Source organism: Weizmannia acidilactici, assembly GCF_008974225.1.
Taxonomy (GTDB): domain Bacteria; phylum Bacillota; class Bacilli; order Bacillales; family Bacillaceae_C; genus Weizmannia; species Weizmannia acidilactici.
Genome location: NZ_BKZR01000006.1, coordinates 39,368 through 53,277 on the forward strand (window position 1 = coordinate 39,368; position 13,910 = coordinate 53,277).

General features: G+C 46.6%; 21 protein-coding genes. 6 read left to right on the forward strand and 15 right to left on the reverse strand.

The genetic code is table 11. From position 1 onward, the window contains the following. Positions 1-29 precede the first annotated feature (29 nt). The 3 genes from GBH70_RS03390 to GBH70_RS03400 all read left to right on the forward strand — a co-directional run bounded on the left by GBH70_RS03390 (position 30) and on the right by GBH70_RS03400 (position 1,775). The gene (locus GBH70_RS03390) at positions 30-761 is read left to right on the forward strand and encodes an alpha/beta hydrolase (protein WP_151679707.1); all 732 of its coding nucleotides are present in this window, start codon (positions 30-32) and stop codon (positions 759-761) included. A gap of 70 nt (positions 762-831) precedes the next feature. Then, entirely contained in the window at positions 832-1,344 is a 513-nt protein-coding gene (locus GBH70_RS03395) for a YjcG family protein (protein ID WP_151679708.1), read from the forward strand. Between the two features lie 5 nt (positions 1,345-1,349). Then, entirely contained in the window at positions 1,350-1,775 is a 426-nt protein-coding gene (locus tag GBH70_RS03400; RefSeq protein ID WP_151679709.1) for a GNAT family N-acetyltransferase, read from the forward strand. A gap of 409 nt (positions 1,776-2,184) precedes the next feature. Here GBH70_RS03400 and GBH70_RS03405 read toward each other — a convergent pair whose 3' ends face one another. From GBH70_RS03405 to fabI, 11 genes are all read right to left on the reverse strand, one after another. Continuing rightward, positions 2,185-2,439, reverse strand: coding sequence for a hypothetical protein (locus GBH70_RS03405; protein ID WP_151679710.1), 255 nt, complete (start codon positions 2,437-2,439; stop codon positions 2,185-2,187). A gap of 100 nt (positions 2,440-2,539) precedes the next feature. After that, complete coding sequence (gene spoVIF, locus GBH70_RS03410) at positions 2,540-2,797, reverse strand: sporulation-specific transcription regulator SpoVIF (protein ID WP_151679711.1); 258 nt, start codon at positions 2,795-2,797, stop codon at positions 2,540-2,542. Between the two features lie 125 nt (positions 2,798-2,922). Continuing rightward, entirely contained in the window at positions 2,923-3,039 is a 117-nt protein-coding gene (locus GBH70_RS03415; RefSeq protein WP_151679712.1) for a YjcZ family sporulation protein, read from the reverse strand. 83 nt (positions 3,040-3,122) lie between these two features. Next, positions 3,123-3,479, reverse strand: coding sequence for a stage V sporulation protein AE (gene spoVAE / locus GBH70_RS03420; protein ID WP_151679713.1), 357 nt, complete (start codon positions 3,477-3,479; stop codon positions 3,123-3,125). Between the two features lie 16 nt (positions 3,480-3,495). After that, on the reverse strand, positions 3,496-4,509 hold the full coding sequence (gene spoVAD, locus GBH70_RS03425; protein ID WP_151679714.1) for a stage V sporulation protein AD: 1,014 nt from the start codon (positions 4,507-4,509) through the stop codon (positions 3,496-3,498). Beyond that, the gene (gene spoVAC / locus GBH70_RS03430) at positions 4,509-4,985 is read right to left on the reverse strand and encodes a stage V sporulation protein AC (RefSeq protein ID WP_151679715.1); all 477 of its coding nucleotides are present in this window, start codon (positions 4,983-4,985) and stop codon (positions 4,509-4,511) included. The genes spoVAD and spoVAC overlap by 1 nt, the downstream gene beginning before the upstream one ends. Positions 4,986-5,001: 16 nt before the next feature. After that, positions 5,002-5,472, reverse strand: a complete 471-nt coding sequence (locus GBH70_RS03435) for a sporulation protein (RefSeq protein ID WP_151679716.1) — start codon at positions 5,470-5,472, stop codon at positions 5,002-5,004. A gap of 379 nt (positions 5,473-5,851) precedes the next feature. After that, positions 5,852-6,211: a DUF1360 domain-containing protein gene (locus GBH70_RS03440; RefSeq protein ID WP_151679717.1), complete on the reverse strand. Its 360-nt coding sequence runs from the start codon at positions 6,209-6,211 to the stop codon at positions 5,852-5,854. 73 nt (positions 6,212-6,284) lie between these two features. Then, positions 6,285-6,626: a CotO family spore coat protein gene (locus GBH70_RS03445; RefSeq protein ID WP_253693429.1), complete on the reverse strand. Its 342-nt coding sequence runs from the start codon at positions 6,624-6,626 to the stop codon at positions 6,285-6,287. A gap of 33 nt (positions 6,627-6,659) precedes the next feature. Further along, positions 6,660-6,962, reverse strand: a complete 303-nt coding sequence (locus GBH70_RS03450) for a hypothetical protein (RefSeq protein ID WP_151679719.1) — start codon at positions 6,960-6,962, stop codon at positions 6,660-6,662. Between the two features lie 535 nt (positions 6,963-7,497). After that, on the reverse strand, positions 7,498-8,277 hold the full coding sequence (fabI, locus tag GBH70_RS03460) for an enoyl-ACP reductase FabI (RefSeq protein ID WP_151679721.1): 780 nt from the start codon (positions 8,275-8,277) through the stop codon (positions 7,498-7,500). A 162-nt stretch (positions 8,278-8,439) separates the two neighbouring features. Between fabI and prpE the strand changes: the two genes are divergently transcribed. Further along, the gene (gene prpE, locus GBH70_RS03465; protein ID WP_151679722.1) at positions 8,440-9,177 is read left to right on the forward strand and encodes a bis(5'-nucleosyl)-tetraphosphatase PrpE; all 738 of its coding nucleotides are present in this window, start codon (positions 8,440-8,442) and stop codon (positions 9,175-9,177) included. Between the two features lie 80 nt (positions 9,178-9,257). Here the strand turns inward: prpE and GBH70_RS03470 are convergent, their stop codons facing one another. The 4 genes from GBH70_RS03470 to GBH70_RS03485 are packed head-to-tail and all read right to left on the reverse strand — an operon-like array spanning position 9,258 to position 12,046. Beyond that, a complete protein-coding gene (locus GBH70_RS03470; RefSeq protein WP_151679723.1) occupies positions 9,258-10,136 on the reverse strand; it encodes an RluA family pseudouridine synthase in 879 nt (292 codons plus the stop codon). Positions 10,137-10,144: 8 nt separating this feature from the next. Continuing rightward, positions 10,145-10,939: an NAD kinase gene (locus GBH70_RS03475; protein WP_151679781.1), complete on the reverse strand. Its 795-nt coding sequence runs from the start codon at positions 10,937-10,939 to the stop codon at positions 10,145-10,147. 53 nt (positions 10,940-10,992) lie between these two features. Further along, positions 10,993-11,631, reverse strand: coding sequence for a GTP diphosphokinase (gene yjbM, locus GBH70_RS03480; RefSeq protein WP_151679724.1), 639 nt, complete (start codon positions 11,629-11,631; stop codon positions 10,993-10,995). Positions 11,632-11,659: 28 nt separating this feature from the next. Beyond that, positions 11,660-12,046 (reverse strand): UPF0738 family protein, encoded by a 387-nt coding sequence (locus tag GBH70_RS03485; RefSeq protein ID WP_253693418.1) that lies wholly within the window; start codon positions 12,044-12,046, stop codon positions 11,660-11,662. Positions 12,047-12,208: 162 nt separating this feature from the next. On the opposite strand from GBH70_RS03485, the gene GBH70_RS03490 reads away from it, so the two are divergent. Both GBH70_RS03490 and GBH70_RS03495 read left to right on the forward strand, forming a co-directional pair. Continuing rightward, positions 12,209-12,790 (forward strand): CYTH domain-containing protein, encoded by a 582-nt coding sequence (locus GBH70_RS03490; protein WP_151679726.1) that lies wholly within the window; start codon positions 12,209-12,211, stop codon positions 12,788-12,790. Positions 12,791-12,793: 3 nt separating this feature from the next. Then, on the forward strand, positions 12,794-13,624 hold the full coding sequence (locus tag GBH70_RS03495; protein ID WP_151679727.1) for a lytic transglycosylase domain-containing protein: 831 nt from the start codon (positions 12,794-12,796) through the stop codon (positions 13,622-13,624). The last annotated feature ends 286 nt before the right edge of the window (positions 13,625-13,910 follow it).

Here is a 13,910-nt window from a genome sequence, read left to right on the forward strand (position 1 = left end):
TGGGGTTACAGGTAGAGGAGGTTTTGGAGATGGAAACAGAAAGAGGCAACATTAGAGATCTTCCGTTTGAAAGCTGGGAGCTCGGGGAAACGCTCAATCTTTGGGTGTATTTTCCGGCACGGTTTTCCCCGCTTTATAAATATTCGCTGTGCATCTGCCAGGACGGGAAAGATTTTTTCCAGCTCGGCCGTATTGCGCGCACCGCGGACGAACTGCTCGCGAATTCCAAAATTGAGGACGTGATCATTGTCGGGATTCCGTATGCCAATATTCAGGACCGGCGCCGGAAATACCATCCGGATGGCGAACAAAATCCCGCTTACATCCGCTTTTTGGCGCATGAACTCGTACCATACCTTGACCGCGAGTTTCCGACTTACCAAATGGGGGCAAGCCGCACCTTAATGGGCGATTCACTTGCGGCAACCGTATCGTTAATGGCGGCGCTAAAGTACCCGCACACGTTCGGAAAAGCCGCGCTGATGTCGCCGCTCGTCAATGAAAAAGTGTTGGCAGCCGTAAAGCAATGCCCTGATCCGCAGCTCGTGAACATTTATCATATCGTCGGGAAAGGCGAGACGGAAGTCAAAACTACCGACGGGAAAATCCAGAATTTTGTTACACCGAACAGAAAACTGCATGACGCGCTTACCAAAAAAGGGTTCCCCGGTTTTTATGAAGAATTTGACGGCAACCACTCTTGGAGGTATTGGCAAAAAGAATTACGGCGGGCGCTGCTTTACCATTTTAAAAAGTATTAATTTTTCATAAACTTTTATGATAAAATTGTATCATAGCGGAATCCAAATCCAAAAAAAGGAGGCTAGACCATTGAAGTACGCACTGGTTGTTTTTCCGTCCAAAAAACTTCAGGACCTTGTCAATTCCTACCGGAAGCGTTATGACCCGCATTACGCGCTTATTCCCCCGCATATTACATTAAAAGCGGCGTTTGAGGCGTCCGAGAATCAGGCAGAAACATTTACCGCGCAACTTAAAGAGATCGCGAAAAAATACAACCCGTTTTTATTGAAAGTGACAAAAGTAAAGTCGTTCGAACCTGTCAGCAACACGATTTATTTCAAAGTCGAACCGACACCCGAACTTGAAGGACTTTTTGCCGATTTCAGGGACCATTTGCCGGGCGATCCCCCTCCTTATCCGTTTGTGCCGCATATTACCATTGGGCAGAAACTATCGAAAGAAGAACACGCCGATATTTACCGCCAGCTGGAAATGGTAGGCATTGAACATAAGGAAATGGTAAATCGTTTCCACTTATTGTACCAGCTTGAAAACGAAACTTGGACCGTTTATGAAACATTTCATCTTGGAAAGGATTAACAAACGTGGATGTAAAAATTGTAGAAAACGATAAAGAACAAGAAGAAGCTTTCCAGATTCGGAAAACCGTTTTTGTAAAAGAACAACATGTGCCGGTTGAAGAAGAAATCGATAAATTTGAGAAAGACTGTACGCATTTTCTCCTGTATGACAGGGGAAAACCGGCAGGCGCCGGCCGTTTTCGCATCATGGACGGGTACGGAAAAGTGGAGCGCATCTGCATCCTGCCTGAAGTGCGCGGCAAAGGGGCAGGCAGGCGGCTAATGCTTGCCATTGAAGATTTCGCCGGGAAACAAGGTGTTTCGAAACTAAAATTAAACGCACAAACGCATGCGATTCCGTTTTACGAAAAACTCGGGTACCGCGTCACATCTGATGAATTCCTTGATGCCGGCATTCCCCATAAAGCGATGGAAAAAACATTAAAATAGCACTTGCGAAAAGGCAAGTGCTATTTTATATTCAGCGGTTTGCTATATTAATACTATGAAAATAAATTTTATTTAAAAAATACATATACTTATACTAAGAGGGGTGAGGAAATGTTTTCGAATCTTTATTTAGCAGCGTTAATTTTAGGTTCAACTGTCGGCATCTATGGATTAATCTGTGTTGTGTATTACGATGACAAGTTGAGAAAAAAACCAGATGATAACACGATTAAGATTTACTATTCAACCCGTTTAAAAACCAGTATGTGGGTTTTAGTAGCAGATATCGTTTTTATAGGTTTTCTGATGTTTATCAGTTTCAAATTTCTATAGTGTCCATAAATATCATGCCTGAATATCTCCTGAACGATTTTTTTCAAACTTTGTAAAGTTCAATAAAGAAACATCCTTATATTTTGATATCAATTTTTTTCCCTAAACCGGTCATATTAGCTATAAAGCGCGGCGTCCGCATGTTGGTTTTAACCGGAAGGGCAGATTTCCAGCCGGAAATGGAATCGCCGGAAGCGCCGAATTGCCGACGAATGGGCAAAATTTTTGATATAGCGCCTGCCTTTGCAATTTCCGTACGGCAGGAAGCCAGCTGGTCATAAATCTGGTATTGTTGGGACTGGTAATTGGAGATTGGAGCGATGAAACCCATAGCAGCCACTCCTTTTTCGTTCTTTAAAACCTATACCCTTTCTACTGTCATCTTAAACACATCAAAGCGGACTTGCATCTGTTTTGCAAGCCCGCTTTGTTTACTTTCCGTTGTTCATCATGTTATTGATCGTGTTTAAATCCAGTTTTTTCCCGTCCTGGATAACCGATTCCACGATTTTATCTTCCAGCTCTTTCGGCACACGTTTGTTTGCGATTTGCGATACGCGCCGGATGATGCCGCGAACGGTTTTTTCGTCCTTAAAGTTTGCATTTTGCAGGGAATTGGCCAGCTGGAAAATATCGTTCATATTGACACCCGTTTTTTTCTCAATATTTTTAAAAAACTGATTATCCACGTTTTGATCGCCCCTTTCTTTCAGCTGTTTTATCGTATGAAAGGAGGCGCCAGAATGACAGTGAAAAAAACGGATTTTCCCAAAAAAAGGCGAGGAAGCGCATTCCCCGCTCTTTTTTCATCTAATTAGCAGAAACTTGCTCCAACAATAATCAGTAGGATGAATAGCACGACAATCAACACAAACGTGCTGCCGTAGCCGTAGCCGTAACCATAACCGCAGCCGTAACCATATCCGTACATGTTCTTCACCTCACTTCGTGGATTACACTATACAGTATGTAAGGTGTAGGCATTCGGTATGGGCGTATGTTTGGCTGGTACAATTATCCTTTTGGCTTAAAAATAAGCGAACCGATAAAACCGAAAATGATTGCAGCCGAAATCCCGGAAGATGTCACTTCAAACATGCCGGTCAATACGCCGACAATGCCGTGCCTTTGGACTTCCTGCATCGCACCGGTCGCCAGTGCATTGCCAAAGCTTGTAATCGGAATGGTTGCGCCTGCTCCAGCAAAATTCACCAACGGTTCGTAAAGGCCCAATCCTGAAAGAATGGCGCCGGCAGTAACGAGGACACTCATCGTATGGCCCGGAGATAATTTTGCGACATCAAAGAGCAGCTGCCCGATAACACAGATGAGACCGCCGATGACAAATGCCCAGAAAAACATCGCTAACATATTCCAACTCCCTTTCTTACAAATATTCAATGGCACAAGCATGCGCAATGCACGGGATTGTCTCCCCCTGCTGGAAAGACAGCGGCGATAAAAGCGCACCGGTTGCCACAAGCAAAATCCTTTTATAGCGACCTTTTTTCATTTCATTTAGCAGATGGCCGTATAATACGACAGCCGAACATCCCGGCCCGCTCGCCCCCGCTTGGACGGGCTGGCTTTCATCATAAATGAGCAGGCCGCAATCCTGAAACTGTTCTTCGGTAACGGCTAGCTGTTTATTTCTAAACAGATCAAGTGCGATGGAACGGCCGATTTTCGCCAAATCCCCAGTGATAATCAGATCATAGTATGAAGGATCCCGGCCCATATCCTGCAGATGCCGTTCAATCGTGTCGACTGCGGCAGGCGCCATAGCACCGCCCATATTAAACGGATCGGAAATGCCCAAGTCAAGCACTTTGCCGATCGTGGCCGAAGTAATGCGCGGCACCGGCCCATTCTCTTCTGCCGGACCGATGACTGCAAATCCAGCGCCCGTTACGGTCCATTGTGCGGACGGAGGTTTCTGCCCGCCGTATTCGGTCGGGTAGCGGAACTGCTTTTCGGCCGATGCATTGTGGCTGGAGGCACCAACCACTACTTTTTGTGCGCCGCCGTGGTTGATAATAAAGGCAGCAAGCGCCAGACTTTCCATCGAAGTGGCACACGCACTGAACAAGCCGAAATACGGGATTGCGTTCGTCCTTGCCGCAAAGCTTGTCGGCGTGATTTGGTTAATTAGATCGCCCGCCAGGAAAAACTGGATGTCGGTTTCCTGGAGATTTTGTTTTTTCAACGCGATTTGGACAGCTTCTTCGATTAATTTCTGCTGTGCTTTTTCATAAGTATCCTGGCCAAGCCACAAATCTTCAAAAAACCTGTCGAAATCATCCACAAGCCTTCCATTTTTCTCGAACGGTCCTCCGACAACGCCGGTCGATAAAATTGCAGGTTGATTGTCAAACACCCATGTTTGCGATTTTCCAGGCATCAGAATCCCCCCCACATCATGATGACGGTGCGAATGAGCACGACAACAAATGCGGAAAATACGCCAAACACAATTACCGTTCCGGCAAGTTTAAAAATGTTTCCGCCGACACCGAGCACATAGCCTTCCGTACGGTGTTCAATCGCGGCAGAAACAACGGAGTTCCCGAAACCGGTCACCGGCACCGCACTGCCTGCACCCGCGTACTGCCCGAGGCGGTCGTAAATGCCGAAGCCGGTCAACAGCATCGATAAAAAAACCATTGTCGCTGTTGTCGGGTTTCCGGCTGTTTTTTCCGTAAAATTAAACATATAAATATAGAAATAAGTAAATGCCTGTCCGACAAGGCAAATACAGCCGCCCACCCAGAAAGCGCGAATGCAGTTTTTCAAGACTGGCCTTTTCAGCTCATGCTTTTTTTCCAGCTGGCCGTATGCAATTTGTTCCGGTGTTTTGTTTTTATTTTTGTTTGCCATTGCCTCAGCCCTCTTCTTATGTTAATTCCTGCTTCAGTTTGATAATTTCTTTGAAACGTTTTTTTGCCTGTTCGGTTGTTATTTTGTGCTTGTCCATATCTTCCTGTAGGCGGACGGTTTCCAGGAAAATTTTATAGTCGCTGGAAACGATGAAAGACCGCCTCGGATAACGTTTTTTCAAAAATGCGGTTAATTGTTTCTCGATTTTTTTCATTTTGAAGCGGTGTAGATGCCTGACTTTGTAAGCAATTAACGTTTGTTTCGGTCCTTCAATGATGGCCACATCGTAAATGCTGTCAAAACCAAGGACATCTTTTCTCAATTGCCCTGAAATCGATTCGGATTCAGGGTGGCTGCTCAACCGGATCGGCGCCGGTTGCGTTTTTTTGACGAGTGCAAACTTGCTGTCCCGGTGTTCCGGCCCGTTAAAGTTGCAGCCGGAAACAAGAAATGTAAAAGCCAGCACCATTAAAAATATTTTTTCCATACTCATCCCTCTGCGATCTCAACTTTTACCTTCATATTTTTTTCCACAGTTCGGATTTTATAAATAGAAAATCTTGCCGAACGTTTCCAGTATGATCCCGCGCAGGAGTTGCAAATCCCATGTTGACAGCAATAGCCAGGCCATTTTAAAAAGCGGAAGGTACAAGTTGCCTTCCGCTTTCTGTTCACCGCGTTTTTTTGGCGCCGCAGCCACATCCGCTTTTTTTTATTTTTTTGCCTTTCATTTTATTTGCGGGTTGGACGGATGAGGGGAGTACCGGTATTTTCATGAGCGGCCTGCTGTTCATGTATTTACCACCCTTTCCTGCAGGATTGCACTTTCTTTTTTATCCTATGCCGCTAAGTGAAAGTTGTTTATTTCATTCGTCCATGATGCGAGCTAGCACTGACTCGATCAATCCGGCAAGGCCGGCAATCGCCAGGACCGTAATCAAGGGCTCCCCCACCTGCGGGAAAAACAGCCAGAGCACATAAATCAGGACAGCACACCATATCCCCGTGCACCAATAACAGCTTAAAAGCTCCCCGATCCACCGCCTCAAACCTTTTCCTTTTAAAATAATATAAGTTGCCTTGGAGCCGTCCGGTTCGGTTTCTTCCACTTCCTCATGAAAAGGCTTCCGCAAAAACGCCGTTATTTTATCATAAACGATTAGTCTTGCCAGCCTGAAACTGGCAAACGCCATCAGCATAAAAACGCACCAATCCGACATATACATGCACATCCCCCCTTTGTATGTATTGCTGCCTCCGGGGGACAAGCGGTTCTCCCCCCGCCCTGCGTTCCATTGCCTAAAAACCCTTTAACGGCGCGGCCTGTGTACTTTGCCTATTTTTGCAAAAGCGCGAGAACATTTTCATTCGGATCGGTACAATCTCTTCCGAATTGATTTCAGCTGTCCCGAGCTGATCGGCATAACTGACCAGTACTTTACCGTTCGTTACTTTATTCACCATGCCAACCACAGCACCTTCTGAAGTCGAAATTTCAACAATAATGTTCGGAATGTAAAACGGTTTAATTGTTAAATAATCGAGCTTTCCTTCAATCGACATGTCTTTAAAAGCTTTCCGGTTATAAGCCGGTTTCTCTTTTTCCGACTGCGTTGCCGTTTCCAGTTCTGTTTCTTCCATTTCTGCCACAGGGACGATATCCTGAGCCGCAGCCTAATCCCCGGTTTCCTCCGCAATGCCATGGGACACATGTTCTTCAGTAATGGTGTCCGGACTGCCGCTTTCAACTGCATCTATGGCATGTACGGCTTCTTCCTGCCGGTTTTCCGTTCCGGCTGCATGCTGATGGGCTTGCTCCAATACTTCTTCCGGATTTTCCGCTTTCCGTTCCGGCAGGGCTTCCCGCGTTTTAATAATAAACGTTTTCTGCATATTGACAAGAACCGGTTCGCTTGTCGGCTGGGCAATATACAAAAGCGGCTTGTTTTTTTCAAATTGGCTCTGCTTGCTGATCAAAGCTTTATCCTCCAATCCCCGTAAATTGAATACGTATTATTTATATGCATTGGAATTGATAAAGGTGCCCAGACGCAAAGAGCCGGCCACGCACGATTCGTTTCCGCGTTTTTCTCCCATTATTTGTATCAATTCTACAAGATGGAGAATGGTAATTACTCAAATTGATGAGAGGTTGACCGTCTACTCTGACTTGCATTTCATCTGCCATCATCAAGCAACACAATAACCAGACATTTAATATTGGGGCTTGCAGCAGATTTCAACGGATAGATGAAAAACGTGATCTTATCGATTTAACCAGGCAGGAGATCATTTCGCCGACTGCCTCTCCAAAGTCCATTTTTACATGCAGCATGAAAAAGAAAGGCAGAGCACGGCACAAAGGCTGTACGTAAAAGTAAATGCCCGCCATACTTTTTATGCAGCATATGATTGATATCATGCAAAAAGCCTGACATTTTCCCAAGAAAATGCCAGGCTTTTTTATGGATTGAGGATTTTACTTGTGACTCTGACGAAATGGGAGAATTTACTATCCCATAATATGATAGCCCGCATCGACATGGATATTTTCGCCTGTGATGGCGCGCGACAAATCGCTGAACAAAAAGAGCGCGGTATCGCCGACTTCTCGCGTATCCACACCGCGGTGGAGCGGGGCCCTTTCCTCCATCACTTTTAAAATGCTGTTAAAATCGCCCACGCCTTTTGCAGACAAAGTGCGGATCGGCCCTGCTGAAATCGAGTTGACGCGGATATTCAGTTTCCCGAGGTCATAGGCCAAATATCTCACACTTGCTTCCAAGGAAGCTTTGGCAACCCCCATGATATTGTAATTTTCCATGACGCGTTCACCGCCAAGATAAGTCAGGGTGACAATGCTGCCGCCATTCGGCATCAATTCCAGATCCTTCACGGCTTTGGCAACAGCCGAAAGCGAATACGAACTAATGTTGTGGGCAAGCAGAAAGCCTTCGCGCGTCACGTTCGTGTAATCGCCCCTCAATTCTTCTTTTCGGGCAAAAGCGATGCAGTGGGCAATCCCGTCAATCGTCCCTACTTCATTTTTGATCGTTTGGAAACAAGTCTGGATCTGCTCGTCGCTTTCCACATCGCATTGCAGGATGAGATAGTCTTTCCGGTTCAAAGTTTCGGCAAGTTCAAGGACGCTTTTTTCATTCCGTTCAAGCGCATATGTAAAAATAATCCTTGCACCCGCCGCATCGAGTGCCTGGGCAATCCCCCAGGCAATGCTGCGCTTATTCGCAACGCCCATGACAACAAAAGTTTTGTCTTCTAAAGATAAATGCATATTTTTAACTCCTTTTTCCACGTTTTATACATGTTATTAGCACCTAGTACCAATTCTACATGAACTTTCCGGTTTTGAAAAGCACAGCTGCGTTTTCTTTGTATATGTTTTCCGGGTAAAAGTAAAATAATATAGTGTGTTGTTAAATAAGGAGAGAGTTTTATGAAGATTGATATTATCGGTGATATTCACGGATGCATGCCGGAGTTTAAGGAACTGACGGAAAAATTAGGGTACAGCTGGAAAAACGGCATTCCTGTCCATCCAGATGGGCGGATCGTCGGGTTTGTCGGTGATTTAACCGACCGCGGCCCGGCATCTTTGAAAGTGGCTGACACTGTATGGCGGCTGTGGAAAAAAAGGCTCGGCATTTACGTTCCCGGCAACCACTGCAATAAGCTTTACCGTTATTTTTTGGGCAGAAATGTCCAGCAGACGCACGGGCTTGAAACGACCGTCGCAGAGTATAACGCGCTCCCGGCCAAAGAACAGGCGCGGCACCGGAGGCAATTTATAGACCTATATGAAAAGTCCCCGCTTTACCGGGTTTTGGACGACAAAAACTTGATTATCGCCCATGCCGGCATCCGGCGCCGGGACATCGGCCGCATGAACAAAGCGGTTCAAACTTTTGTCCTTTACGGCGACATTACCGGGGAAAAACATCCGGACGGGACACCGGTGCGCCGTGACTGGGCAAAAGAAGACAGGGGGAAAAGCTGGATTGTGTACGGCCACACACCTGTAAAAGAACCGCGGTTTATCGGCCATACCGTCAATATTGACACCGGCTGTGTATTCGGCGGAAAACTGACAGCACTGCGGTACCCTGAAATGGAAACGGTATCCGTCCCCTCCTCCATGCCGTATGTGGAAGAAAAATTCAGGGCGTATGATTAACCGGGCATGATTTTGAAAAACATGAAACGGCCGGGAATACATCCGGACCATCGGGAATCTACCATTCTTTTCTTCCAGGTTTATAATATACCTAAAAATGGCGGCTCCAAATGAAAACTCATTTCCCGCCCTGAAACCGGGTGCTCGAACCGGAGCGCGCTGCAGTGAAGCGCCTGCCGGGGATATAGAGCTGTACTGCCGCCATACAGCTCATCACCCACAAGCGGATGGCCGATATAGGATAAATGCACGCGGATTTGATGCGTCCGTCCGGTGTCAAGCCTTAGCTTCACATGTGCAAACGCCGGATACTGGCGGACTACCTCGAAATGGGTCCGGGCAAATTGGCCGTCCTCCCTCACTTCGCGTTCAATGATGCTTGTATCTTTCCTGCCGATCGGCGCTTCAACGGTGCCGCTTTTTTCCGTAAAAATGCCTTCCGCCAGTGCTTCGTATGTGCGGCGGATACGGCGGTTCTGTTGCATCAGGCTGAACAAATAATGCACATAGCGGTTTTTTGCAATGAGCACAAGCCCGGACGTATTCCGGTCCAGCCGCGTTACAATGTGGATGGCGGATTCGATCCCGTTTTCCCGGTAATACCCCATCACGGCATTCGCAAGGCTTCCGGACGGATGCTCACGCGACGGGATTGTATTCATGGATGCCGGTTTGTTGGCGACAAGCACACTCTCATCTTCGTACACGCGCTCAAATGGGATGTTTTCCGGCTGGAGCGAACGGCTCGGGGTTTCTTTCGGAAAAATAACAGACACCTCATCGCCTGTCCGCAGCACGTAACGGACCGTTTTTTCCCGTCCGTTCACCAAAATCGTGCCGCCGCGGAATTTTATATCCGCAAGCGCCCTCTTTGAGATATGGTGCATTTTCAAAAACTGTTTTAATTCCTGGCACGCCTCATGTTCTGCAATTTGCCACGTCAAACTCAATCGGGACATCTTTTCACCTAATCTGATATAAAAGAATCGTGCACCCTTTTCCAAAAAGGAAGCGGCCTAAAGCGGGCAAAGCGGATTTTTTCCTTTGCCACACGGTATTGGATTGCCCGCACTTCTTTATGGAGCAGCGTCAAATGGTCGATCGTCACAAGAAAATCTTTCTGCCGAACCGGTTTTAACACACATGTATGATGGGCCGGCAAAATGAGCGGGGAACCGATCGTCCGGAACACTTTATTGTTGATTGAAGCCATTTCCGTTAATTGGATGGACTGCAGAGACGGATGGACAATTGCTCCGCCAAGCGCCTTGTTGTAAGCTGTACTCCCGGACGGCGTGGCGAGGCACAGGCCGTCGCCGCGGAAACGTTCAAAATGCTGCCCGTTGATTTCAACGTCAATCACAAAAGTACCGTCCACGCATTTCACCGTCGATTCGTTTAAAGCGAGATACCTCGTCTCCAGACCGCCGTGCTCATATGAGATTTTTGCTTCAAGAAGGGGGTATTCAACCGTGTTATACGTTTTATGCGCGATCGCGTCCACCAGCTCCTCAATTTCATCCGGCACCCAGTCGGCATAAAAGCCGAGGTGGCCGGTGTGCACCCCGACAAAAGCGGTCCGGTCGAGCCGCGAACTGTACCTGTGAAAAGCATACAAAAGCGTACCGTCCCCGCCGACCGAAACGACGATATCCGGCTGTGCCTCATTATACACAAGCCCGGAATCCTGCAAGTATGTTCGAATTTGTTGCATCCAAATATTGGATTCCGTATCCCCTTTTGAAGTGATTGCAAATTTCATTTCGTTCAACTTCCCCCCATCCTCCAAGTTACTTCTGCAACAGTATAGCAGTTTTATTGCGACTTTTGGTCAGCTTGTTCTTTGTTTTTCGTAAAATACATTTGCGCTTCCTGGATTTCTTCTCGAATTTCCGACATTTCTTCATCAAGGCGGAAAGCGGCTTCGGCGGCCCGTTTCAGCCGCATGTTGATCTCTTCCGGAAACCTGCCCTTATATTTGTAATTTAAAGAATGCTCGATCGTTGCCCAAAAATTCATTGCCAATGTACGGATTTGGATTTCCGCCAGAATTTTCTTTTCCCCGCGGATCGTCTGCACCGGGTATTCTATGATGACATGGTACGAACGATAGCCGCTCGGTTTTTTATTGGAAATGTAGTCTTTTTCTTCGACGATCCGGAAATCGTTCCGCCGCCGCAGCAGTCCGACGACAATTTTAATATCATCGACAAATTGGCACATCATCCTGAGCCCGGCAATATCCTGCATTTCTTCCTCAAGCCGGTCAAGCGGGATGCCTTTCATGGCCGCTTTTTCGATAATGCTTGCGACCGGCTTCACACGCCCTGTGACAAATTCGATTGGGGAATGGGTGTGCTCTTTTTCGAATTGGGCGCGCATGCCTTTTAACTTCACTTTCAATTCATCAACAGCCTGTTTATACGGGGTTAAAAATTCATCCCAGTCTGCCATTGCCATATCCCCTTCACCTCTTTGGATCTCATTCCACGCTGAAAATGGCCTCCACATTTTCCAGCATCTTATTGCCGTAATTGCTATTGCCCCGGATGTTTTCCAGCAAATACCGGAATTCATCTTCCAGCTGTACAAGTTCCAATTTTGCATCTTTTGAAACAGCAACAACCCTTTTATGTTCTAATACAGCTGACCGGAGCCCATGCCAAACAGGAACGGGCAAAAATAAATATGTATAATCATCTTCTCCATCAACTTCAGCCAAATAGATGAATGCACAGGCATCCGAGTCGACAATCATCTGCCCGCATGGCCTAAGATGCTCCAGTGAAACGGACGGATCACTGCAATGCAGCACAAGTGTATCCCCTTCCCATTCAGGTCGTCCTAGTTCAATGATTTTGCGCAACACTCTCTCCTCCTGTACTTTACCCTCCTTAGGCTGCCGGAAAAACCGGGCAGCAGCCGGAATCAATATGCAGCCACCTTTTATTTTACCATAACTCATCCGGGATAGACACTTTCACACCGATGATCCCTTTAGTATAATGAAGTTTGGACGGGAGGCCAGGAAATGGGCAAAGAAATTGAAATTGAACTGAAAAATTTAGTTTCCAAAAAAGATTTTTACCACATTGCCGGAGCATTTGGCATGCAGGAGGAAGATTTTACTTTGCAGGAAAATTTTTATTTTGATACCCCTGATTTTGCTTTAAGAAGCTTAAAATCTGCGCTGCGGGTGCGGAAGAAGGCGGGCGGCTTCCAACTTACGCTAAAAACGCCGGAACATGTCGGGCTTTTGGAAACAAACCAATTGATCGGGGAAGAAGATTTTCAGCACATGATCACGGGCAGCACATTTCCGGAAGGTGAAGTATACGAAAAATTGGCGGTGCTCGGAGTGCCGGCCGAAAATCTGGAATATTTCGGCACGCTTGCCACAAAGCGCGCCGAAACGGGATTTAAAGGCGGCATCCTCGTGTTCGACCATAATTTCTATTTGAACAAAGAAGATTTTGAGTTAGAATATGAAGTAAGTTCACTGGAAACAGGCACAAAACATTTTATAACATTGCTGGATCAGTACGGCATCCCGTACCATCCGGCAAAAAGTAAAGTTCTCCGTTTTTATGAAACAAAATTAAAGGAGCAGTAAGTCATGACGACCATCAGCCAGTTAGCATCATTCATGGAAATGCAAGCGTTGCAGTCGCTTTCTTTAGGCAACACTTCTTCCATTGGAACGGGAAGCACCTCCTCCCTCTTTCAGGAAATGCTGTCGCTTTTGATTGAGGAAACTTTGGAAAACGAATCAGGAAGCAGCCAGGGGGATTCTTCGTCCGGAAATGCAAGTTCCGGGACGGACTCTTCGGCCGCAGCTCTATATGCTTTAATGGGGTTGAATGCTTTGAGCAGCCCGCTGCTTCCGTATTCAGCCGGGGATATGGGTTCCGGTTCAGATTCATCCGCTACAGCTTTATACGCTTTAGCCGGAAGTCCGCTACTTTCAAATTTGGCCGGATATACAACTGCGGCGGATTCTTCAGATCAATCCGGCATCAGTTCAAAGGATGCTTCCAATACAAACACGGATGCAACAGATGGCGGCAGCATTCCAAAAGATCTCAGCTCGATTATTTCGCGGGCATCCGAAAAATACGGCGTGCCGGAAAATCTTATCAAAGCGGTGATCCAACAAGAATCCGATTTTAAAACGGATGCTGTCAGTTCGGCAGGCGCAGCCGGCCTAATGCAGCTCATGCCCGGTACTGCCGCCAGCCTTGGCGTTACAGATGTAATGGATCCCGGACAAAATGTGGATGCCGGCACAAAGTATCTAAAGACCCTATTAGACAAATACAATGACAATGTACAACTGGCCCTCGCCGCCTATAATGCGGGACCGGCAAACGTCGACCGGTATGGGGGTATCCCGCCATTTAAAGAAACACAAAATTACGTTGCTTCAATCATGGACAATTTAACATAACCTGACCGAAAAAACGCCGCCTGTGCGGCATTTTTCATGAAATAACGGTTATTCCACGCACCAGTAAGCTGGGGGCGGGCTGTCTATATCAGGAAAAACCGGGAAAAGCGGGCCGGTATCGCCTGAGGTAATTGATGTAAAAAAGCGGATTGTTTGAGTTAGTCCCGTCCCCTTTGATAAAATAAACGTACAAATGGAAGAACATTCGACAAAAATTTTGAAATAAAATCCTGTCCTGCGTATTAAGCATATAAGCAAGATGAAAACAAGAAAAAGGAGCAGTTAT

Bases quoted from the DNA above. Each gene is read 5' to 3' on its own strand.
- yjbM (WP_151679724.1), bottom strand. From the start codon at position 11,631: ATGGCAGACTGGGATGAATTTTTAACCCCGTATAAACAGGCTGTTGAT.
- GBH70_RS03445 (WP_253693429.1), bottom strand. From the start codon at position 6,626: ATGGAAGAAACAGAACTGGAAACGGCAACGCAGTCGGAAAAAGAGAAA.
- GBH70_RS03435 (WP_151679716.1), bottom strand. From the start codon at position 5,472: ATGGAAAAAATATTTTTAATGGTGCTGGCTTTTACATTTCTTGTTTCC.
- fabI (WP_151679721.1), bottom strand. From the start codon at position 8,277: ATGCATTTATCTTTAGAAGACAAAACTTTTGTTGTCATGGGCGTTGCG.
- GBH70_RS03415 (WP_151679712.1), bottom strand. From the start codon at position 3,039: ATGTACGGATATGGTTACGGCTGCGGTTATGGTTACGGCTACGGCTAC.
- GBH70_RS03390 (WP_151679707.1), top strand. From the start codon at position 30: ATGGAAACAGAAAGAGGCAACATTAGAGATCTTCCGTTTGAAAGCTGG.
- GBH70_RS03495 (WP_151679727.1), top strand. From the start codon at position 12,794: ATGACGACCATCAGCCAGTTAGCATCATTCATGGAAATGCAAGCGTTG.
- spoVAD (WP_151679714.1), bottom strand. From the start codon at position 4,509: ATGCCTGGAAAATCGCAAACATGGGTGTTTGACAATCAACCTGCAATT.
- GBH70_RS03405 (WP_151679710.1), bottom strand. From the start codon at position 2,439: ATGGGTTTCATCGCTCCAATCTCCAATTACCAGTCCCAACAATACCAG.
- GBH70_RS03475 (WP_151679781.1), bottom strand. From the start codon at position 10,939: ATGAAATTTGCAATCACTTCAAAAGGGGATACGGAATCCAATATTTGG.
- GBH70_RS03490 (WP_151679726.1), top strand. From the start codon at position 12,209: ATGGGCAAAGAAATTGAAATTGAACTGAAAAATTTAGTTTCCAAAAAA.
- spoVAC (WP_151679715.1), bottom strand. From the start codon at position 4,985: ATGGCAAACAAAAATAAAAACAAAACACCGGAACAAATTGCATACGGC.
- prpE (WP_151679722.1), top strand. From the start codon at position 8,440: ATGAAGATTGATATTATCGGTGATATTCACGGATGCATGCCGGAGTTT.
- GBH70_RS03470 (WP_151679723.1), bottom strand. From the start codon at position 10,136: ATGTCCCGATTGAGTTTGACGTGGCAAATTGCAGAACATGAGGCGTGC.
- spoVAE (WP_151679713.1), bottom strand. From the start codon at position 3,479: ATGTTAGCGATGTTTTTCTGGGCATTTGTCATCGGCGGTCTCATCTGT.
- GBH70_RS03440 (WP_151679717.1), bottom strand. From the start codon at position 6,211: ATGTATATGTCGGATTGGTGCGTTTTTATGCTGATGGCGTTTGCCAGT.